This window comes from Moorella sp. E306M (assembly GCF_006538385.1).
Classification (GTDB): Bacteria; Bacillota; DSM-521; order Neomoorellales; family Neomoorellaceae; genus Neomoorella.
Genome location: NZ_BJKO01000001.1, coordinates 965,811 through 986,671 on the forward strand (window position 1 = coordinate 965,811; position 20,861 = coordinate 986,671).

Consider the following 20,861-nt stretch of genomic DNA (forward strand, 5'->3'; position numbering starts at 1 on the left):
CTTCAAGCCCTGCCCGGCCAGTACACACTATCTGAGCAGGTGGTTGGCGATAACTATCCTCTGCACCTGGTTAGTGCCCTCATAGATCTGGGTAATCTTGGCGTCACGCATCAGCTTCTCGACCCTGGAATCTTTGCTGTAGCCCAAGCATCCCATAATCTCTACGGCTTCTGCCGTGACTTCCATGGCCACGTCACCCGCCAGGGTCTTGGCCATAGCCGACTCCTTAGAGTACGGCAGGCCTGCCTCCTTGAGGACCAGGGCCCTGCGCACCATCAGCCTTGCCGTCTCCACCTTGATGGCCATATCCGCAAGGCGGAACTGGATCGCCTGGTCTGCCGCCAGGGGCTTACCGCCGTCGGTTCTGGTCTTGACATAATTGATGCATTCTTCCAAAGCGGCACGGGCTATGCCCACGGCAATGGACCCGACGATGGGCCTGGCCATGTCCAGAGTCTGCATGGCGATCTTGAAGCCGTCACCCTCTTTGCCGAGAAGGTGGCTTGCCGGTACGCGCGTGTCTTTAAACCGTACTTCCACCGTGTTGGAGGAGCGAATGCCCATCTTATGCTCCTCGTGGCCTATGGCGATACCTTCCCGGTCCCGCTCGACAATGAATGCGCTCAAACCCCTATGTTTGAGAGAGGGGTTGGTAGACGCAAAAACGATGAACACGTCAGCCATGGCACCGGTGGTAATGAAACATTTGGTACCGTTGATTACGTATTCGTCCCCAACCTTCCTGGCTACAGTAGAAACAGCGCCTGCATCGGAACCAGCGCCGGGTTCGGTAAGGGCAAATGCACCCAGGCCTCCTGGCACCAGGATGCCAAAAAAGAGCTTCTTCTGCTCTTCGGTACCGGCTATGAGCACCGGATATGAGCTCAACCCGTTTCCACCCAGGGTAGTCGCGATACCGCCACAGCCGTAAGCAAATTCTTCCATAACAACCGATATGGTTACAGAATCCAGTCCCGGCCCACCATAATCCTTCGGAGCCGTCATGCAGTTAAGCCCTATTTCCTTAACCGCCTTTACGATCGGCCAGGGGAACTCTCCCTTACGGTCGTACTCGTCGGCAACGGGAAGTATATATTCCCGGGTAAACTTACGGGCTAACTCCTGATATTTCTGCTGTTCCGGGGTCAAGAGGAAATCCATCATCATAGTTCACCTACCTCTTTTTAGCCTCAAGTATACTGCGCAGCTTACCCCACTCGGGCAGGAATATCTCCTGTGGCATGCTCTTCAAATTCGGCGCAATGCGTGGGGTAAACTCCATCTTAGATAGAATGTCTTTCTCCAGGTCGACGTTTGGAGCGATCTCGATAAGGGTAAGGCCTTCATCTTCCAACTTGAATACGGCACGCTCAGTAATATAAAGGACATACTGCTTGGTTTTGCGCGCATATTTGCCGCTAAAGGTTATCTGGTCGACATGAGAAACAAACTTCCTTGCCTTCCCTTCCTGCTCGACAATCAGTTGGCCGTCTTTAATCCCCACTTTCAGGCCACCAGCGGTAAAAGTACCGCAAAAGATCACCTTCTTGGAATTCTGGCTGATATTGATAAAGCCACCACAACCCATGACCCTCTTGCCGAACTTGCTGACATTGACATTGCCCTCGGCGTCTACCTGGGCCTGGCCCAGGAAAGCCACGTCAATGCCGCCGCCATCGTAGAAATCAAACTGGGCATGATGCTCAAGGGTTGCTTCGGCGTTGTAGGCGTGCCCGAAATGGGGCAGGCTGGCGGGAACGCCTCCTATGCTCCCTGCCTCAGTAGTCAAGGTAATCAAGTCAACGGCTTCCTCCTCGGCCACCACTGCGGCCACATCGGAAGGCATGCCCACGCCCAGGTTTACCACCGCGCCCGGGATGAGCTCCATGGCGGCGCGGCGCGCAACAATCTTGCGCTCGTCCAAGGGCAGGGGCGGTATCGCCTGCAGGGGAACCTTTATTTCCCCTGCAAAGGCAGGGTTGTAATAGGTGCCCTCGGTCTGATAGTGATACTCCTGATTAGTGCAGACCACGATATAGTCGACCAGGATACCTGGTACCTTTACCTGTTTGGGGTGGAGGGTTCCAGCCTTAGCAACGTGTTCTACTTGAGCGATCACTATACCGCCGCTGTTCTTAGTTGCTTGAGCCAATGGCAACCCTTCAACCAGAATCCCTTCCTTGTCCATGGTCAGGTTGCCGTTTTCGTCTGCCACTGTTCCCCGTATTAAGGCTACGTTGATGGGAAAACTCTTATAAAAGAGGTACTCCTCCCCTTCAAACTCGACGACCTTCACTATGTCTTCCGTAGTTTTGGAGTTCATTCTTGCGCCGTCCACTCGTGGGTCTACAAAGGTCCCCAGACCGACCTTGGTGATGACCCCGGGCCGCTTGGCGGCTATTTCACGCCAGAGATGGATGATCACCCCTTGAGGCAGGTTATAGGCTTCGATCTTGTTTTCTTCCACTAACCTGCACATGTTGGGCGATGAACCTATGATCGCCCCGATCCACCTCTTCACCAACCCTTCGTGGCCTAAGCGGGTAGTGCCTTTCTCTCTCCAGTCGCCCACGGCCGAGCCGTGTACCAGGGTTAGGTCACGAGGATGCCCGGTAGCAAGGTAACGCTTTTCAATAGCTCGGGCAACCTCCTCCGGCCAGCCCGCCAATCCAAAAGCGGCAGCTGCTACTGTCGCCCCATCCGGAATTAGAGCAGCCACCTCGTCAGCGGTTCTGATTTTACTCAATTAGGAACCCTCCTTTGGTCCGTTTTGTGTTGCGCAGAACATGTTTATTCAAAAATCATGCCAGACCGTGAAAGAGAACACTATTATTCATCGGATGCCTCCTTCGCTCCGCAATTATGTACCTCTTGAGGTACATAATAGGTGTTGGGTTGTCGTCTATTATGTGCTATACTGTACTTGGAGCGGTACCATGCCGATGGAGTTGCTATGAAAGAGCGATATTCCCATACTATTGTGTTGGGTATAACAATACATTTATGGGGGAGGTAAAACGGCATGAGTAAGGTGATTGCGGAGATCATAGAGGTACGCGGTGGGAATTGTTCGGCCGGGCACAAAGTCGGGGAGAAATTTATTTTCACCCGTGAAAGAGCTCCAGAACTCTGCCCATGGGCCCTTGGCGCTCTCCTCCCTGCAGCCATGGTGCTCCTTAACAACGGTAATTTTTATTGGGCCAAAGAAGGTGAACCCACGCAATGGGGATGTCCCGATCCTAATACCACTGTAGTTTTTAGTCTCCGCCGGGAGGGCTAATGCGGGAGGATTAATGCATCGGCTGACAGCCATACGGGAAACCCGTTCGAACCAGACGTCGAACTCCCGGATCAAGAGATAAGGCGATGGGCCGGTTTAGGGGTGGTAGAGGTACATCATGGTATTACCTGAATTACTCGGTTCGGATTCTAAAGACGGTCATCACATCGAGCTTAATAAATCCAGTCTACGGGCCGTATTCGAAGGACTGCCGGACCCGATATTCATTATCGACCCATCGGGCACCGTACTGCTCTCCAACTCAACTACCGCCCTGACATTGGGCATGTCTCTAGACCAGTTGATCGGCGCGAATGTCCGTGAACTGGTGGATAAGGGAATTTATAATCGTTCTTACGCCCTCGAAGCCGTTCAAAAGAAGGCCCCCGTGAGCGGCCTGGTCCGAACCCGCCTGAACTTAACCTTTCTCAGCACCAGCACGCCTATCCTGGACGAAAACAACGAAGTCAAGCTTATTCTTACCACGGGCAAGTTCCTTGATTTGGACGACAAGTTCGGCAAGAAGCCGGGCGAAAGGGCCAGACAGGTGCAGGACGTAATGAGCCTGCCGCATGGGCCAAAAGAGCCCCTGACGGTAATCGCCGAAAGCCCGGTCATGCGGCAGGTCCTGCTCAAGGCTTATCGGGTTGCTCAGACCGATACCATCGTCCTTTTAACCGGAGAAACCGGCACCGGTAAGGAGGTACTGGCAAGATACATCCATCGTCACAGCAAGCGGGCCAATGAGGCTTTTATCACCGTTAACTGCGCCGCTTTACCGGAACACCTGGTGGAATCCGAGCTCTTCGGATATGAAAAGGGCGCCTTTACCGGCGCCAAGCCCGAAGGTAAAGCAGGGCTGTTTGAATGCGCCGATAAAGGCACCCTGTTCCTCGATGAGGTCGGTGAACTGCCCATAGGACTGCAGGGAAAGCTCTTACGGGTCCTCGAAACCGGTGAGGTCCGAAGGGTTGGGGGTAACCAGGTGCGGAGTGTAAACGTCCGGGTAATCGCCGCTACTAACAGAAACCTAGAGGATATGGTACGCAATGGTGAGTTCAGAAGCGACCTCTACTATCGGTTGAGCGTGTTTCCCATTCACCTGCCCCCTCTACGTGAAAGACCCGAGGATATTGTCGCCCTGTCCTTTACTTTTCTCGAAGAGTTTAACAGCCGATACGGAGCGGATTGTGAGTTGGACTATCAGGGACTGCAGTCCCTCCTGAGCCACGATTGGCCGGGCAACGTTCGCGAGCTGCGCAATGTTATCGAGCGCATGGTTATCAACTCCTCTATCGAAGGCGTTACCACCCCCCGTCCCGATTACCACGGCGAATCCCCCGCTCTGGCATCCTACAGGATTTTCAAGCTCCTGGGGTTGGAAGGAACGCTCAGAGAGGTCCTGCAAAAGGTTGAAGAACAGTATATCGAATACGTACTCCAAGAATGCGGTGGTAAGATAAGTAAGGCCGCAGAAAGGCTGGGTATATACCGGACCGTCCTGTACCGCAAGCTTAAAGCGTACAAGGAGAAGAAGACACAATAGGTATATTGGTAGTACCGGAAAAAGTATACGGCATGTCGATCAAACGAAGAACAGACCTCGTTGCATTCATATTATTCACCGCTCAAGCCAGCCCCTATACCTTATATTTTCCAAATTATCAATATTACTTTGACTGACCGCCAACTCTACCCTGGTATCCAGGGGGGCGCTTTGCCCCCGCGCAAAAAGTAAAAACCGCCTCCTCAGGGGCGGTTTAATGTCGATGCGCTTCCCTTCAACCTTTTCACAGCCGCCGCGATGTCTCGTGCCGTAAGGCCATACTTTGCCAGCAGCTCGTCCGGCTTGCCGGACTCGCCGAAAGTGTCGCGGATGCCGACCATGGCCAGGGGAACGGGTTTTTCCGTGGCCAGGACCTCGGCCACGGCGCTCCCCAGACCGCCGATGACGGTGTGTTCTTCGGCTGTCACCACCGCCCCGGTGGCCGCCGCCGCCAGGACAGCCTCCCGGTCCAGGGGTTTGATGGTGCTCATGTTGACGACCATGACTTCCAGACCCGCTGCCGCCAGTTCTTCCGCCGCCTTCAAGGCCTCATGGACCATGACGCCGCAGGCGATGATGGCCGCATCCTTCCCCTGTCGCAGGGTATGAGCGCGGCCGATCTGGAATTGATAATCCGCGTTATAAATAACCGGTATTGCCGGGCGGCCAAGGCGCAGGTATACCGGCCCCTGGTGGGCGGCGGCCGCAAAGACGGCCTGCCTGGTTTCCTCGCCGTCGGCCGGGACGATGACCGTCATGTTGGGTACGGCCCGCATGAGGGCGATGTCTTCGATGGCCTGGTGGGAGGCCCCGTCTTCGCCTACGGTGAGGCCGGCGTGGGTGGCGGCGATCTTAACATTTACTTTGGGATAGGCGATGCCGTTCCGCACCTGGTCGTAGGCCCGGCCGGCGGCAAAGACGGCAAAGGTGCTGGCGAAGGGGATCTTGCCGCTCAAGGCCAGGCCGGCGGCCGTGCCCATGAGGCTCTGCTCGGCAATGCCCATATTGAAAAAGCGCTGGGGAAATTCTTTGGCGAAATAAGCCGTCATGGTGGACTTGGATAAGTCGGCATCCAAAACTACCACCTGTTCGTTCTGCCGTCCCAGCTCCACCAGGGCCTTGCCGTAGGCTTCCCGCGTTGCAATCTTGGTCATATATATCTTCCTCCGCTAAATTTTAGGCCAGCTCGGCCAGGGCTTTTTCTACTTCTTCGGGCTTGGGGGCTTTACCATGCCACCCGGCTTCGTTTTCCATGAAGCTGACCCCTTTACCCTTGATGGTTTCGGCGATAATTACCGCCGGTTTGCCCTTCACTTCCCGCGCCCATTCAAAAGCGGCCAGGATCTGGCTGAAATCGTGGCCGTCAATGGTCTTTGCTTCCCAGCCAAAGGCGCGGAATTTATCGGCCACCGGCTCCGGCGACATGACGTCTTCTACCCGGCCGTCAATCTGGAGATGATTGTGGTCGACAATGGCCGTCAGGTTGTCCAGACGATAGTGGGCGGCGGCCATGGCCCCTTCCCAGACCATGCCTTCCTCCAGCTCGCCGTCGCCCAGGAGGACATAGACGTGGTAATCCCGTCCGTCCAGGCGGCCGGCCAGGGCCATGCCGTTGGCTACCGCCAGACCGTGGCCCAGGGAGCCGGTGGAAACCTCCACTCCCGGTAGGGCCTTACGGTCCGGGTGGCCCTGCAGGGGGCTGCCCAGCTGGCGCAGGGTGGTGATCTTTTCAAGCGGGAAAAAGCCCCTTTCCGCCAGGGCGGCGTAAAGAACCGGGGCGGCATGGCCTTTGGAAAGGACAAACCGGTCCCGCTCCGGCCAGTCCGGGCGGGCCGGGTCCAGGCGCATGATTTTAAAATAAAGGGCTGTCATGATCTCCACCGCCGACAGGGACCCGCCGGGGTGGCCGGAGCCAGCCGCACCAATCATCCTGATAATATGCCGCCGCAACCGTCGCGCTGTGGTTGTTAATTCCTGGTAATCATTAAGCAAGGGTTATCATACCTCCTGCGTAAGTTGAGATGGGGTAAGCTTAAGGGGGAACGCTATCCGTCCATGAGGGGCCCCTCCCGGCGCCGTTACCTGCGCCACTGGCGAAAACCTTCGCCCAGAACTTCATGGACATTGCTGACTATGACAAAAGCCTCCGGGTCAACGGCCGCCACCAGGCTTTTCAGACGGCTGACCTCGGACCGCTGCACCACCACCAGTAAAACTTCCCGTTCCTTGCCCGTATAAAGGCCGCGGCCAGCCAGGCCGGTTACGCCGCGGTCCAGCTCTTCCATTACCTGCCGGGCTATAGTTTCGGCATGATCGGAAATAATAATCGCTGCCTTGGCATAGCCGCCGCCCTCCTGGATGGCATCAATGGCCCGGCTGGTTAAAATCAGGGCCAGGAAGGCATACAGGGCCAGTTCTACATTAAAGGTGAGGCCCGCCAGGCTGATTACCAGGGCATCAACCAGGAGCAAGCCCACCCCCGAGCTTATATGGAGAAAATGGCCAAAAAGAAGAGCCGCCAGGTCGGTACCACCGGTGCTCCCGCCGGAGCGGAAAACAACCCCCAGCCCCACACCGCTCATGAGGCCGCCGTAAATAGAGGCCAGCAGGGCATTGGCCGTAGGCGCATGGAGCCACAGGGCCAGGGCGTCGGTAAATACGGAAAGCATAATGGTACCGTAGAGGGTCTTGAGGCCGAAGTTCCAACCCAAAACCTTAAGACCTGCCAGGAAAAGGGGAATATTGAGGACCAGCATGGTCAGGCCCACCGGCCAGCCGAAGACATAATGGAGAACTGTGGCCAGACCGCTGACGCCGCCGGCGGCAATTTTATTGGGAACCAGGAAAAGCACCAGTCCCAGGGCGGTAATCAAGGTACCGGTTGTAATGCCCAGGTAGTCAAGCCATTCCTTGCGCCGCAAAACCACTTACCCCCTGGAACGTTATTACTTTTCGTCAGAAAAGGCCATTTTCCTGCCCGGCAACAGCAATTTAGTCTGCTCCATACTCCCGCTGCCTAATCCTGCCAGATAATGGCCCCGGCCGGGCAAACTTCCCGGCAGCAGCCGCAAAGATCACAGTCAGCCGTTATCCGGAAAAAAGCGGCCGGATTTCCAGGGGAACCGGTCATAACCCCGTCGGCATCTCTCTCCTGGGAATTGCTGCCGCTGTTACCATGGGTACTGCCGTCCTCTACAATTGCCTGCCGGGGGCAAACAACCGTGCAGTCACCGCAGGCAATGCAGGCATTGGTTATTCTGTAAGGCATGGCCATCCCCCCGCTTTTTACCTCCATTGTTCGCCTTTACAGAAGACATTATTCAATCACGGCCACCCCGCCACATGGCCGCCAGCAGCCACAAAAGCATTAAACCGGCAGCGCCAAAACCGATCTCCAGGGTGGGCAGGCGGAAGAAGAGGCTATTCCCCGGCGCTCCCAGGGCCGTACTGATAATCAGGCTGGCCATGATGATGCTAAAGGCCAGGAGGACTACGCTCATGGTTAGTTTATTAATAATCCGGTCAATCTGCCGCACCAGGGAGCGTAAATTGAGGAGTTCAATTTTAAGGGTTAATTCTCCCCTTTCCAGCATTTCCACAATATGCTGGAGCTGGCGGGGCAGGTGCTGCAAAATCTCCCAGGTCAAAGACAGGTTATCAACCAGGGCCTGCCAGAGGGCCCCGGCGCTGAAGCGCCGACGTAAGAGTTCCCGGCCATAGGGCTCGGCCAGCTCGGCCAGTTCCAGGGTGGGGTCCAACTCCCGACCCAGGCCTTCCAGGGTAATGAGGGTCTTGGCCAGCATAGTTAGTTCCGGCGGCAGGCGTAAACGATATTTGAAGGCCAGCTTGAGCAGCTCTTCAACAGCCCGGCCCAGGCTGATCTGGCTTAAAGCGAGGTGGTAATAGCGATCGCGTAGGGTTTCAATGTCATGCTTCAAGGCAGCCCTATCCACCCCGTCCGGCACCACGCCCATGGCCAGAAGGGTCCGCAGGACATCCTGGCTGCGCCGGCGGATGATGCCCAGCATCAGGTTGACAAACTGCTCCTGGCGCTCCTCGCTTAAAACCCCCATCAGGCCAAAATCCATGAAGACAATCACTTCCCCCGGCAGTACCGCCAGGTTCCCCGGGTGGGGATCGCCGTGGAAAAAACCATCCACAAAGATTTGCTGGTAAATGGCCCGGGCCAGATTGATGGCTATCCGCCGGCGGTCATAACCCCGCCGGTCGATTTCTTCCAGATCGTTTAGTTTTACCGCCTCTACATATTCCTGGGTAAGCACCCGCACAGTGGTATAATCCCAGTAAACGGCCGGAATATAGACCTGGGCGTTGCCGGCCAGGTTTTCCCGCAGGCGATCGGCATGGCGGCCTTCCCGGGTATAATCGAGTTCTCCCTCCATGGATCGGGCAAATTCTTCTACCATCCGGGTGAAGTCATAGATCTGGCCGTAAGCCGTATGGCGCTGGGCCAGGCGGGCCAGGTCAAAGAGAATTTCCAGGTCCACCCGCACCTTTTCTGCTATACCCGGCCGCTGGACCTTGACGATGACCTGGTCGCCCCCGGGCAGGGTGGCCCGGTGCACCTGGCCAATGGAGGCGGCCGCCAGGGGCTCGGGATCAAATTCGTGAAAGAGCTGTTCCAGGGGCTGGCCCAGCTCCTTTTCTACCATCTGTTTAACTTCGGCGAAGGGAAAAGGCGGCACCCGGTCCTGGAGGCGGGCCAGCTCGGCAATGATATCCGGTGGCAAAAGGTCGGGACGGGTGCTCAAAATTTGCCCCAGCTTGATAAAGGTAGGACCCAGTTCGGCCAGGGCCAGGCGCAGGCGCGCTCCCGGAGATATGGGGGCTTCCCGCCGCGGTCGCCTTAAGATTAGCTCGCCCAGCCCCAGCTGGTCAAGGAGATAGCCAAAACCATAGCGGGCCAGGACATTCACTACCTGGCGGTAACGGTGCAGGTGAATATAGCGGCGCCGCAGGGACATAGGCTTAAGCCTCCATTTAGTTTAAAAGCCCGGGCTGATACAGCACCGGGCTTTGTCTTTTAACTGGCCCGTTCCAGGGCTTCATGAAGAAAATCCAGCAGCAGTTTGTGCTCGCCGCCGGTTAAATTTTCGATCTGCTCCTGGAGGCGGCTTAAATAAGCAGCCAGCTGTCCGGCCAGGTTACCCTGGGGCAGCATATTGGCGGCCAGGCCCCATCCCGTACCCGTCGCCAGGAGCAGCCCGGCCTCCGGTCGCGGCGCTTTTTTGAGGGCACTGCGCACCAGCTGCAGGGCCTTTTCCCCCAGGGATTTTAAATACACCAGCAGGATAGTCAGGGTGTAGGCGCTGGTAATTACCGGATGGGCCTTGCCGGGCATCTCATCTAACAGTTCCCGCGCCACCCGACCGGCCTCCCTGGGTAAGAGGTTGCTTAAGGTTTCCAGCAACCTGGAGCGGGCCTCCTGCCAGTCGAGGGCAAAAGTAGCATGACTTTCGGCCAGGGGGGTCGGAACAAACATAATCATGGAGCGGCCCGGCGTTTTTTCGTTACTGTTGACGACATACTGCCGTTCCAGGAAACCTTCCTTCTCCAGCTCCAGCAAGACATCGTAGGCTGTCCACTTGCTGACCCGCAAAGCTTTAGCTACGGTAATATAATGAACTGGCTCCCCTGTTTCCTGGTAGATTTCCCTTATTCTCTCCAGGAACTGGGATCGTCGTCTGGTAAGCATAGGCGTCCCTCTCCCATAACTTGCTACCCCCAGCATATCCTTTTATTTCCCGGCTGTCAATTCTTTTTCTGCTTCCACTGGATGGCGTTCCTGCCAGATTCTATCGGCAACTGCGGCCCAGCGAGCGGCATTGGTATCCAGGTAGGCGCCAATGGGTCCGCTTAAGGCCGTTTCCGCCCCCGGGTGGGTAGGTCTGGCTCCTGTGGCGGCAATGATCTCCCTTAAGGCTCCGGGAACGTCGATTAAGGGGCAGGGACGCAATAAATTATCGCTGAAGGGCTGGCGCTGCTGGTAGGCCCGGAAGAGGGGCGACTGGAGCACCTCCATTAAACTTTTTTCTTTGATATTATCCAGGGAGAAGTGAATGAAGGCGCAGGGTTCTACATCCCCGCTGGCGGTAATATGGAAGTAGCGGCGGCCGCCGGCGATGCAACCCAGGGTCAGTTCGCCGTCATTCCAGAAATCGGCCAGCTGCAGGCCTTTGTGGTTGCGGATATAGGCCACGCGCTCCACCAGGTAGGCCCGCTGCTCGGGAGTGATCATGAGCTCAGGATTGGGTTCCCGGCCGATGGGAATGTAGTGGAAACTCCAGCCGTAAACAACACCCTTCTCCAGCAGGAAATCAATAAAGGCATCGCTGGTCACTTCCTCGACGTTTTCCCGGGTAATGGTAAGGGAAACGCCGAAAACCAGCCCACGTTCCCTTAAAGCGTCCATGGCCTTCATGACCCGGTCAAAGACGCCTCTACCCCGGCGGGCGTCGGTGCGTTCCCGCCACCCTTCCAGGCTGATGGCCGGCGTAATGTTGCCCACTTCCACCAGGCGGTCGGCAACGGCGTCATCAATCAACGTACCGTTGGTGTAGAGCATGAAGGCCATATCCGGGTGCCTTTCTGCCAGTTCAAAGAGGTGGGGCCAGCGGAAGGGTTCGCCCCCGGACATGGCCAGCCAGTAGATGCCCACTTCTTTGGCCTCCCGGCAGAGGCGGTCCACCAGGTCCAGTTCCAGGCTGTCATGGTGGGCATACTCCCCGGCCCAGCAGCCGTGGCAGCGCAGGTTGCAGTCGCTGGTGGGGTCCAGAAGGAAAAAATTGGGGATATGTACTCCCGTCTCCTTTTCCACCTGTTGCTGGCGAGGGATACCCAGGAGCATGGCGTTGACAAACCAGTTGTAAATAAGGCGCTGCTTGACATTGGGGTGCAGGTTAAAAAGGCGGTTCACATAGGCGTGGATGCTGGGGTTTTGCCGGTAAGCCTCCAGGACTTTGGCGATCTGCTGCTTATGTACCTCTTTCCGGGCCAGCATCCGGGCCACATGTAAGAGGCGGGGGAAATTCTCTTCTGGATTTTTTTCCATGTAACCGAAGGCTTCCCGTAAAACTTTTTCGGCCACGTACCTTTTGGCCAGGTCCAGGTTGGCACGCACAGCGACCATTACTTAACCCCTCTCCTTTCCTGGTATAGTTTCCTTTAGCAATGCCCAGAAACCCAAATATTATACCCAAAAGACCCAAATGACCCAATTTCATCGTACACTAAACCGCCCGCCATGTCAAGGTAAAAGCCCGGCTTTAGAAGCCGGGCTTTTAGCCATTCTGGCGCCGCTGCCAATGTAAATAGGCGTGGATAAAGGGGTCAAGCTGGCCATCCATGACGGCCTGGATGTTGCCTGTTTCCACCTCGGTACGGTGATCCTTGACCAGGCTGTAGGGGTGAAAGACGTAGGAACGAATCTGGTTCCCCCAGGCTATCTCCCGCTGCTCACCCCGGATCCGGGCCAGCTCCTCCTCCTGCTCCTGGCGTTTCAGGGCCGCCAGCTTGGCCTGGAGGATTTTCATGGCTGCAAGGCGGTTGGCGTGCTGAGAACGCTCGTTCTGGCAGGTAACGACTATGCCCGTGGGCAGGTGGGTAATGCGCACCGCCGAATCCGTCTTGTTGACGTGCTGGCCACCGGCACCCTGGGAGCGAAAGGTATCGATCTTTAAATCGTCGGGATTAATGACCACTTCCTCATCGGCCGTCACCTCGGGGATAACGTCGACGGAGGCAAAGGAAGTATGCCGGCGACCGGCGGCGTCAAAGGGAGAAATACGCACCAGGCGGTGGACGCCCTTCTCGGCCTGGAGATAGCCATAGGCATTCTCGCCCTTGACGAGGATGGTGGCGCTTTTAATCCCCGCCTCCTCCCCTTCCAGGTAATCCAGGAGTTCCACCTGGTAGCCATGATCTTCGGCCCAGCGGTTGTACATCCTGAGGAGCATGGCGGCCCAGTCCTGGGATTCCGTGCCCCCGGCACCGGGATGCAGGGAGAGGATGGCATTGTGGCTGTCATAGCGGCCGTTCAAAAGGGTGGCCAGGAGCTCTTTTTCTACCTGGCTTTCCACGGCCGCCAGTTCTTTGGCGATCTCTTCCTCCATGGAAGTATCTTCTTCGGCCAGGGCCAGCTGCCAGAGTTCACGGACGTCGGTGTATTTCCTCTCCAGTTCCTGGTACCGGGCCAGTTTCTCTTTAAGGTAGTTGAGGCGTTTGCCCACAGCCTCGGCCCGTCCCCGGTCTTCCCAGAAGCCGGGTTTAAGCATCTCTTTTTCCAGGCGCTCTATTTCTGCCGCTGCTGCTTCCAGGTCAAAGGGAAACCCTCAATTCTTCCAGCCGCCGGGCTAAATCCTCCAGGCGGCCTTTATAGTCCTGTAGCATGGCTGATCACCTCTAGAAAACTATTTTTTGACGGGAAGGCTTTAATTTGGAGCGAGCGAGCTTAAACCGAGTGGCAAAGCGGCCGCAGGCTGTGCCGGAGAGCGAGGGCGGGGCCGAGGACAGCGAGGCCTTCGGCCGGATTCTAAAGGCAAGGATGCCGAATAGGCCGGGAACCCCGCCCGAGCCGAAGGCTGACCCAGCACTCAACTCGCAAAGGTTTTGTTAGCGAAGAGACACCTATTACAAACAAGTTGAGTGCTGGGCGCTCCACAAGGGCCACGGAGCGAGCGAAAATAAAGCCAGCCCCTCACTTCCCTGCCCCGCAGCACTTTTTGTATTTTTTGCCGCTGCCGCAGGGGCAGGGGTCGTTGCGGCCGATCTTTTGCTCCCGGCGCACCGGCTGCCGCGGGCCAGTTTCTTCTCCGGCATAACGGTTTTCTACCACGTGACGGGGCCGTTCGGTCTCCGGCTGGACAACCTTGACCCGGTAGAGATAGCGGACGACGTCTTCCTGGATGGAGGCAATCATGTCGTTAAACATCTGGTAGGCCTCAAACTTGTAGGCTACCAGGGGGTCCTGCTGGCCGTAGGCCCTGAGACCGATGCCGTGGCGCAGCTGGTCCATGGCGTCCAGGTGATCCATCCACTTGATGTCCACTACCCGCAAGAGAACCAGGCGCTCAATGGTGCGCAAATTTTCCGGACCCAGTTCTGCTTCCCGCTGCCGGTAGGCCTCCATCGCCTTTTCCCTTAAGAACCCGTAGACTTCTTCCTTTTCCATTTCCCGGATGGCCTGGATTAGCGCCTCGCGGTTGCAGTTGGGTAAAAAGAGCTGTTCGGCGTAGTCCAGCATGCCGGCCAGGTCCCACTCTTCGGGGTACTTGCTCTCGCCGGCAAAGCGGTCGACGGTCCGGTCTACGACGGTGTTAATCATGTCTTCAATAGTTGGGCGCAGGTCCGCGCCGGTTAAAACTTCCCGCCGCTGGCGGTAAATAATCTCCCGCTGCTTATTGATGACGTCGTCATATTCCAGGACGTGCTTGCGGATGTCAAAGTTATGGGCCTCCACCTTTTTCTGGGCCTGCTCCAGGGAGCGGGACACCAGCGGGTGATCGATGGGTGTCGTGTCATCCATCCCCAGGCGGTCGAGAATCCCCGTTAAACTATCGGAGCCGAAGAGGCGCATCAAGTCGTCTTCCAGGGAGACGTAAAAGCGGCTGGAGCCGGGATCGCCCTGGCGGCCGGCGCGGCCGCGCAGCTGGTTGTCAATGCGCCGGCTTTCATGGCGCTCGGTGCCGATAATGTGGAGACCTCCCAGGGCCACTACTTTTTCCCGTTCGGCTTCTGTCTCCTTTTGGGCCTGGGCCAGGAACTCCTGGTAGGCCCGGCGGGCCGCCTCTACCTCCGGGTCTTCTCCTTCCACTTTAAACCCGGTTGCCGCGGCAATCAGTTCTGGGTTAAAACCAGCCTTCCGCATCCTTTCTTTGGCCAGGGCCTCCGGGTTGCCTCCCAGGATGATATCGGTACCGCGGCCGGCCATGTTGGTGGCAATGGTCACCGCGCCCAGCCGGCCGGCCTGGGCAATAATCTCGGCTTCCTTTTCATGGTACTTGGCGTTCAGTACCTGGTGTGGTATGCCCCGCTTTTTTAGCATCTCGCTCAGGCGTTCTGATTTTTCAATAGAAATGGTACCCACCAGCACAGGCTGCCCTTTAGCATGCCGCTCGCAGATCTCGTTTACTACCGCCTCGAATTTACCCTTTTCCGTCCGGTAGACGACATCAGGGTAATCCTTGCGGATCATAGGCTTATTGGTGGGAATCACCACCACATCCAGGTTGTAAATCTTCCGGAACTCTTCTTCCTCCGTGGCTGCCGTACCCGTCATGCCGGCAAGTTTACGGTACATCCGGAAGTAGTTCTGGAAGGTGATGGTCGCCAGGGTCTGGGACTCCCGTTCAATCTTGACGCCTTCCTTGGCTTCAATGGCCTGGTGCAGGCCTTCGCTGTAGCGCCGGCCGAACATGAGGCGCCCGGTAAATTCATCGACGATAATAACCTGGCCGTCCTTGACCACGTAATCCCGATCCCTTTTCATCAAGGTGTGGGCTTTGAGGGCCTGGTTGACGTGGTGGGAAAGCTCGATATTGGCATCGTCGTAGAGGTTGTCCACCCCCAGCATTTCTTCCACCCTGGCCACCCCGGCTTCCGTCAGGGTGGCTACTTTGGCCTTTTCATCCACTGTATAATCTATCCCCGGCCTTAAGCGGGGAATAATCCTGGCCACGGTATAATACATTTCCGTGGGCTTTTCGGCCATGCCGGAAATAATGAGGGGCGTACGGGCCTCGTCGATTAAAATGCTGTCCACCTCGTCGACAATGGCATAATTCAGCTCCCGCTGGACCATCTCCTCAGGATGCAGGGCCATATTGTCCCGCAGGTAGTCAAAACCGAACTCGTTGTTGGTGCCGTAGGTTATATCGGCGGCATAGGCTTCCCGCCTGGCGGCCGCGTCCAGACCGTGGACAATCAGGCCTACCTTCAGCCCCAGGAAGCGGTAAATACGGCCCATCCACTCGCTGTCCCGCCGGGCCAGGTAGTCGTTGACGGTGACAATATGCACCCCACGTCCGGTGAGGGCGTTGAGGTAGGCGGGCAGGGTGGCCACCAGGGTTTTTCCTTCTCCGGTCTTCATTTCGGCAATGCGACCCTGGTGGAGGACAATTCCACCCATGAGCTGGACATCAAAGTGACGCTGGCCCAGGACCCGCCTTGAGGTTTCCCTGACCACGGCAAAGGCCTCCGGCAGCAGTTCATCCAGGCTGGCGCCGTTGTCCAGCCGGCGGCGAAACTCGGCCGTTTTGGCCTGGAGGTCGTTGTCCGCAAGGGCCTGTATTTCCGGCTCCAGGGCGTTGATAACCTCGACCTGACGGCTTAATTTTTTTATCTCCCGGGCATTATCATCAAGCAGATTACGCAATATTCCCAGCATTAATTTCGTCACCTCAATACAAAAGGAACCATAACGGTTCCTTTCCATAAAGGATAAACCTTATCGTCTATATTGTAACATGAATCGGGCCCAGGAGCAATTAAGGTTTGGCCTCGCCTTCGGAATTTTTACCCTGCCGGCCTGTATCCACAGGAGCGGCACTTAAGGGCCTTCAAGATAGCCTCAGCGGCAGCCTGGCGGTCATCCTCTTTAACCAGGGCCACACCGGCCAGGTATTCATATCCTGCCTGGCTAACTAAAACAGTAACGCACACGACGGCCCGGCGATGGGCTACTTCCACCAGCAGTAGATCTTCCAGGGCCAGATGCCACATGCCGCAGCTCGACTTTTCAATGGCATTCAGGGTAGCATCTGCCACCAGCCAGAGATGGCGCGCCGGCGTATTGGGCCCGCAGGCATACCCCTGGTAGATAGCACCACCAAGGCCGGCTTCCAGTTCAACTGTTGCCTCGGCTTCCAGTCCCCGGGTAAAGAGATTTATGCTCACAACGCGCAGGGGTATACATGTTGCTCGGTAAGGGGCCTTATCTTCAGCCACCTCTCCCGTTAACTCCCGTCCCTCTACCTGGACTACACTGATCTTTTTATGGTCGACGGTAACTCCCAGCTGAATAAGAAGGGCCGATTCTACGTCGCGGACAATTTGTTTGGGATTACGGTTGCTAGCGGTCATGATATGTATTTCACTGATAGTCCCATCTGGAGCTGTTACCAGCCGCGCCCCCAGGACATCCTTTATCTGGCAGATTACCCTTTCATAAGCGGCAACCCCCGGTGCCTGCTTCGCCTCCGCCAAATCCCTCACCTATTTCTCTAGTTTCCGGATCTATAATTCGCGGGCGGGATAAAATTCCCTGCTAAAAAAGGGAAAAGTACGGACAAAAAAGAGAGATATTGTTAATTTGCGACCAATATCTCCCAAAATCACCAGATTTCTTTTGTTATTGTATCAATATTCCGGCTCAATTAAACCGTAGTTACCATCCCGGCGGCGGTAAAGGACGTTAACCTCTTCCGTTTCCGCATTGGAAAATACAAAGAAATTATGTCCCAACAAGTTCATCTGCAGGATGGCTTCTTCCACCGGCATGGGTTTGATGGGAAAGCGCTTGGTCCTGATTAATTTCGGCTCGGGAGTGACTTCTTCTGGATTTTCGGCCGGTAGCTCCTTTATGGTGCCGTTCTTCAGCTTCCTGGCCAGTTTGGTTTTATATTTTTCAATTTGCTTTTCCAGCTTTTCTACTACCAGGTCAACAGACCCGTACATGTCACCGGTAGCCTCTTCCCCCCGCAGCAGGTAGCCATTGAGGGGAATAGTTACTTCCACAACATGGGAGTCCCGATTCACTGATAGATTAACCTGGACCTCATCCACTCCTTCCAGGTACCGCTGAATTTTGCCCAACCTTTTTTCGATATACTGTTTTAAGGCGTCGGTTACCGGAAAGTTTTTGCCGCGGATGACAATCTTCATCCTTCACAAGCACTCCTTTCTGGTCCGTATAGATATTATTCCTCACAGGAAGGCAAATTCCTGCCTCCTGCCCTTAAAATACCAGCAAGGCCCCGGCACAAGCCGGGGCCTGGTAGGCTACAGTTTAATCACATTGGCTGCCTGGGGACCGCGGGGTCCTTCGACAATATCAAATTCCACCGCCTGCCCCTCAGCGAGGGTCTTAAAACCTTCACCCTGGATGGCGGAGAAATGTACGAAGACGTCCTTGCCGTCTTCCTTCTCAATAAAACCGTAACCTTTCTCCGGGCTAAACCATTTAACCTTGCCGAGCATTATATCAGCATTCCTCCTAAAATATTCTCCCTTGAGGCCGGGAGCACCCTCAAGCAATTCCATCTTAACATGGTTATAGTTGGCTGTCAAATCATTCTCAAAAGAATTTGCCATATTTTGGTTGTCGAAACCTACTTTCGTAAGCTTGTTTTTTAATCCCTAAACCTGTGGATAAAGTGGATAACTCTGTTAATAAGTTGCAATCTCTGCCCTGGAACTGTGGAAGGAAATGTGGAAGGCCTAAAATTTTGTCGATATAAGCATTCGCTATGACTATCTATGCTGAAAAGCAGGGAAGATTTTCGATCCCCGTAGCCAGGGTAACTACAGCCACACCGTCGGCTCCGGCAGCCAGCAGGGCATGGGTACAGGCGCTGGCCGTTGCCCCGGTGGTCAGGACATCATCCACCAGGAGCAAACGGCGGCCTGTTATTTTACGCGGTGCTGTTACCTGGAAAGCGCCGGCTAAATTCTGCCACCTGGACCTCCGGGAAAGGTTGACCTGGGGCGCCGTTTCCCTGATCCTGGACATTACATCCCCGTCAACCGGCAGGCCCAGCTCCTGCCCCAGGGCCAAAGCCAGGAGCTCAGCCTGGTTAAAAGCCCGCATCCGCAGGCGGGCACCGGTGAGGGGGACCGGAATTACCAGGTCAGGACGTCCCGACCCCAGTTCCCTGACAACTACCCCGGCTAAAAGGCGTCCCAGGGGGTTGGCCAGGGAGCGGCGACCCTGGTACTTGAAGGCCCAGATCATTTCTTTCAATAACCCCTGGTAAGGGCCCGCAGCCCGGGCCCTCTGGAAGGGGGGCAATTCCTCCCGGCACTGGCGACAGGTCGTCTCCTTTCCCAACGGCAGGAGGCGGCCGCAGTAAAGGCAGGGACGGTAGTGCTGCCGCCAGGCCAGGAGCTGCTGCCGGCAGGCGGTACAAAAGCATCCCCCGGGGGCCGGCCGGCCGCACCAGACGCAGGATTTAGACCGGGGAAAGAGCCAGGAGAAAAGCATAAGACGCCTCCCCTCACTTCTCATCAGCCAGTAAGTAACCCCGCCGGCGGGCGAGATGGTTGAACTCCTGTATCTGGCGGCGGGCTGCGGCCATGGCCGGGCTAATGCGCCTGGCCAGAAACCATACCCGGCCGGTGGGATAGGCCGACGAGCGCCCGGCCCGCCCGGCCATCTGGATCAGGGTATTGACAGTAAAAACCCTTTCTTCATCGGCATAAAGGACCAGGACATTAAGGCGAGGAATAGTAATCCCCCGCTCCATAACAGTAGTCGCCACCAGCACGGGAAACTCTCCCCGGCGAAAGGCGGCGATAATTGCATCCCGCCTGGGGTGGGCGGCATAACAACCCTGTACCCAGGGCCGGTTGGGGTCCGGCCCCGGGCGTTCCTGTAAGAGCCAGGCAACCACTTCTTCTACCAGTTTAACAGCCGGGACAAAGATAATGAGCCGGGCCTTTTCCGCCAGGGTCTGGTCCAAACAATTGACCAGGAAGCGAGGGAGATGCCTGGCTCCAGGCTGGCTTAAAAAAGGGTCCCGGAGGATTTCCGGTACCGGCAGGGGATGGCCGTGGTGCCTGGCCGGCAGGTAAATCACCTTGACCTGCCGGCGCCTCACCCGGGCTACCAGCCCGGGCGGTGGGGTAGCAGTCAATAATAGGGCCTGGCCGTCTTCCCGGCGGGCCCGTTCAACAGCATAATAAAGCATGGGGTCTTCGGACAGGGGAAAGGCATCGACTTCATCGAGAATTACCAGGTCAAAACGACGGTAAAAACGTAAGGATTGGTGGGTGGTAGCCAGGATAATGTCGGCCTCGCCGAATTTATCCGAACTCCCGCCATAGAGGGCAAGAATACGGAGCTCCGGCCAGATAGATGTTAGCCGTACCTGCAGCTCCCGGATAATCTCCCGGCGGGGACAGGCATAAAGAATGGTTTTCCCCAGGCTCAAAGCCGCGGCAATAGTCCCGCAGGCCACCTCCGTTTTACCGGCGCCGCAGGCGGCCCAGAGTAAACACTCCTTTTCCCTTCCCTGGAAAACAAAGTTTTCTGCTTCCCGGCAGGCGTCCACCTGGGCCGGTGTCAGGGTAAACTTGAGCCGGGGACGGGCATCCAGGCCGGGCCTTCCCGTTGCCCGCCGGGCCGGCCAGGGACGGGCATACAGGGGGCGGCAACGGCGGGCCTGTCCCATGGTAAGGCACCCTTCACAGACAAGGCAGTCCCCACTCCCGCAGGCACTGCAGGCTACCTTTAATAACCTTGAGGCCTGGCCACAGCGCCGGCAGCGGGGCTCACCATTGGGGTCATAACCAACTCCCGGCAGGAGGGTTACCTCCCCCGCCAGGTAGAGCCAGTGAAGAAGGTCTTCCAGGGGAGTAGTTACTGCCTCTTTCTTTTCCGCCAGGGCCATGGCTATTTCTTCCCGCCAGAGGATCCGGCCGGCCAGGTTTTTTTGCACCAGGGCCAGCTCTGCTTGCGCCGGCGCCGGGCGGGGGGAGGGCAAGCCATTAACCGGCAAAGGCCAGGGAGGCAGGCCCAGTTTCACCCGGGCTTTGTTTATCAGGGCCCTGGCCTCCTGCCACGGCGGCTCTCCATTTAAAGGCAGATAGCGCTGCAGCCATTCGCATAAAAAAGCCGCCGTACCCAGGGGTAATGGCGGCGTTAACAACGAAAACTGCCGGTAGCCGTATTGCAGCCAGAAAGTACGGTCCAGCCCGGGGTTATGGCTGATCCCCACCCGGCCGGACCGGTCTCCCCAGGCCAGGTATACAAATCCCTGCCAGCAAAAAACCGGGGTATAACTCCCCTCCACAGTCATC

General features: G+C 56.6%; 18 protein-coding genes. 2 read left to right on the top strand and 16 right to left on the bottom strand.

The window, feature by feature from the left end:
• Positions 1-27: 27 nt before the first annotated feature.
• A complete protein-coding gene (locus FLZ89_RS05155; protein ID WP_253256411.1) occupies positions 28-1,167 on the bottom strand; it encodes an acyl-CoA dehydrogenase family protein in 1,140 nt (379 codons plus the stop codon).
• A gap of 7 nt (positions 1,168-1,174) precedes the next feature.
• A complete protein-coding gene (locus tag FLZ89_RS05160) occupies positions 1,175-2,746 on the bottom strand; it encodes an acyl CoA:acetate/3-ketoacid CoA transferase (protein WP_141263805.1) in 1,572 nt (523 codons plus the stop codon).
• A gap of 276 nt (positions 2,747-3,022) precedes the next feature.
• Between FLZ89_RS05160 and FLZ89_RS05165 the strand changes: the two genes are divergently transcribed.
• Together FLZ89_RS05165 and FLZ89_RS05170 are read left to right on the top strand one after the other, a co-directional pair.
• Positions 3,023-3,280 (top strand): TIGR04076 family protein, encoded by a 258-nt coding sequence (locus FLZ89_RS05165; protein WP_141263804.1) that lies wholly within the window; start codon positions 3,023-3,025, stop codon positions 3,278-3,280.
• A gap of 118 nt (positions 3,281-3,398) precedes the next feature.
• Complete coding sequence (locus FLZ89_RS05170; protein WP_141263803.1) at positions 3,399-4,826, top strand: sigma-54 interaction domain-containing protein; 1,428 nt, start codon at positions 3,399-3,401, stop codon at positions 4,824-4,826.
• Between the two features lie 203 nt (positions 4,827-5,029).
• On the opposite strand, the gene FLZ89_RS05175 is transcribed toward FLZ89_RS05170, so the two are convergent.
• From FLZ89_RS05175 to FLZ89_RS05240, 14 genes are all read right to left on the bottom strand, one after another.
• The gene (locus FLZ89_RS05175) at positions 5,030-5,980 is read right to left on the bottom strand and encodes a transketolase family protein (RefSeq protein ID WP_141304557.1); all 951 of its coding nucleotides are present in this window, start codon (positions 5,978-5,980) and stop codon (positions 5,030-5,032) included.
• Positions 5,981-6,002: 22 nt separating this feature from the next.
• On the bottom strand, positions 6,003-6,818 hold the full coding sequence (locus FLZ89_RS05180; protein WP_141304558.1) for a transketolase: 816 nt from the start codon (positions 6,816-6,818) through the stop codon (positions 6,003-6,005).
• Between the two features lie 86 nt (positions 6,819-6,904).
• Positions 6,905-7,753: a YitT family protein gene (locus FLZ89_RS05185; RefSeq protein WP_373995601.1), complete on the bottom strand. Its 849-nt coding sequence runs from the start codon at positions 7,751-7,753 to the stop codon at positions 6,905-6,907.
• An 89-nt stretch (positions 7,754-7,842) separates the two neighbouring features.
• Complete coding sequence (locus FLZ89_RS05190) at positions 7,843-8,094, bottom strand: 4Fe-4S dicluster domain-containing protein (protein ID WP_141263799.1); 252 nt, start codon at positions 8,092-8,094, stop codon at positions 7,843-7,845.
• Between the two features lie 52 nt (positions 8,095-8,146).
• The gene (locus FLZ89_RS05195) at positions 8,147-9,811 is read right to left on the bottom strand and encodes an ABC1 kinase family protein (RefSeq protein ID WP_141263798.1); all 1,665 of its coding nucleotides are present in this window, start codon (positions 9,809-9,811) and stop codon (positions 8,147-8,149) included.
• A gap of 59 nt (positions 9,812-9,870) precedes the next feature.
• Entirely contained in the window at positions 9,871-10,542 is a 672-nt protein-coding gene (locus FLZ89_RS05200) for a hypothetical protein (RefSeq protein ID WP_141304560.1), read from the bottom strand.
• Positions 10,543-10,584: 42 nt separating this feature from the next.
• Positions 10,585-11,976, bottom strand: a complete 1,392-nt coding sequence (locus FLZ89_RS05205) for a radical SAM protein (RefSeq protein WP_141304561.1) — start codon at positions 11,974-11,976, stop codon at positions 10,585-10,587.
• A gap of 151 nt (positions 11,977-12,127) precedes the next feature.
• A protein-coding gene (gene prfB / locus FLZ89_RS05210; RefSeq protein WP_141263795.1) for a peptide chain release factor 2 occupies positions 12,128-13,235 on the bottom strand; the annotation gives its coding sequence in 2 pieces (ribosomal slippage) (positions 12,128-13,165 and positions 13,167-13,235; 1,107 coding nt in all).
• Positions 13,236-13,542: 307 nt separating this feature from the next.
• Positions 13,543-16,230: a preprotein translocase subunit SecA gene (gene secA / locus FLZ89_RS05215; protein WP_172613681.1), complete on the bottom strand. Its 2,688-nt coding sequence runs from the start codon at positions 16,228-16,230 to the stop codon at positions 13,543-13,545.
• A 128-nt stretch (positions 16,231-16,358) separates the two neighbouring features.
• Positions 16,359-17,048, bottom strand: a complete 690-nt coding sequence (locus tag FLZ89_RS05220; RefSeq protein ID WP_141263793.1) for a hypothetical protein — start codon at positions 17,046-17,048, stop codon at positions 16,359-16,361.
• A gap of 153 nt (positions 17,049-17,201) precedes the next feature.
• Complete coding sequence (gene hpf / locus FLZ89_RS05225; protein WP_141263792.1) at positions 17,202-17,726, bottom strand: ribosome hibernation-promoting factor, HPF/YfiA family; 525 nt, start codon at positions 17,724-17,726, stop codon at positions 17,202-17,204.
• A gap of 117 nt (positions 17,727-17,843) precedes the next feature.
• Positions 17,844-18,041, bottom strand: a complete 198-nt coding sequence (locus tag FLZ89_RS05230) for a cold shock domain-containing protein (RefSeq protein ID WP_054936189.1) — start codon at positions 18,039-18,041, stop codon at positions 17,844-17,846.
• Positions 18,042-18,318: 277 nt separating this feature from the next.
• The gene (locus tag FLZ89_RS05235; RefSeq protein WP_141304563.1) at positions 18,319-19,044 is read right to left on the bottom strand and encodes a ComF family protein; all 726 of its coding nucleotides are present in this window, start codon (positions 19,042-19,044) and stop codon (positions 18,319-18,321) included.
• A gap of 13 nt (positions 19,045-19,057) precedes the next feature.
• Complete coding sequence (locus FLZ89_RS05240) at positions 19,058-20,860, bottom strand: helicase-related protein (RefSeq protein WP_172613452.1); 1,803 nt, start codon at positions 20,858-20,860, stop codon at positions 19,058-19,060.
• Position 20,861 lies beyond the last annotated feature (1 nt).

Bases quoted from the DNA above. Each gene is read 5' to 3' on its own strand.
- FLZ89_RS05230 (WP_054936189.1), bottom strand. From the start codon at position 18,041: ATGCTCGGCAAGGTTAAATGGTTTAGCCCGGAGAAAGGTTACGGTTTT.
- FLZ89_RS05190 (WP_141263799.1), bottom strand. From the start codon at position 8,094: ATGCCTTACAGAATAACCAATGCCTGCATTGCCTGCGGTGACTGCACG.
- FLZ89_RS05205 (WP_141304561.1), bottom strand. From the start codon at position 11,976: ATGGTCGCTGTGCGTGCCAACCTGGACCTGGCCAAAAGGTACGTGGCC.
- FLZ89_RS05155 (WP_253256411.1), bottom strand. From the start codon at position 1,167: ATGATGATGGATTTCCTCTTGACCCCGGAACAGCAGAAATATCAGGAG.
- FLZ89_RS05195 (WP_141263798.1), bottom strand. From the start codon at position 9,811: ATGTCCCTGCGGCGCCGCTATATTCACCTGCACCGTTACCGCCAGGTA.
- FLZ89_RS05240 (WP_172613452.1), bottom strand. From the start codon at position 20,860: ATGACTGTGGAGGGGAGTTATACCCCGGTTTTTTGCTGGCAGGGATTT.
- FLZ89_RS05170 (WP_141263803.1), top strand. From the start codon at position 3,399: ATGGTATTACCTGAATTACTCGGTTCGGATTCTAAAGACGGTCATCAC.
- FLZ89_RS05200 (WP_141304560.1), bottom strand. From the start codon at position 10,542: ATGCTTACCAGACGACGATCCCAGTTCCTGGAGAGAATAAGGGAAATC.
- hpf (WP_141263792.1), bottom strand. From the start codon at position 17,726: ATGAAGATTGTCATCCGCGGCAAAAACTTTCCGGTAACCGACGCCTTA.
- FLZ89_RS05165 (WP_141263804.1), top strand. From the start codon at position 3,023: ATGAGTAAGGTGATTGCGGAGATCATAGAGGTACGCGGTGGGAATTGT.
- FLZ89_RS05175 (WP_141304557.1), bottom strand. From the start codon at position 5,980: ATGACCAAGATTGCAACGCGGGAAGCCTACGGCAAGGCCCTGGTGGAG.
- FLZ89_RS05235 (WP_141304563.1), bottom strand. From the start codon at position 19,044: ATGCTTTTCTCCTGGCTCTTTCCCCGGTCTAAATCCTGCGTCTGGTGC.
- secA (WP_172613681.1), bottom strand. From the start codon at position 16,230: ATGCTGGGAATATTGCGTAATCTGCTTGATGATAATGCCCGGGAGATA.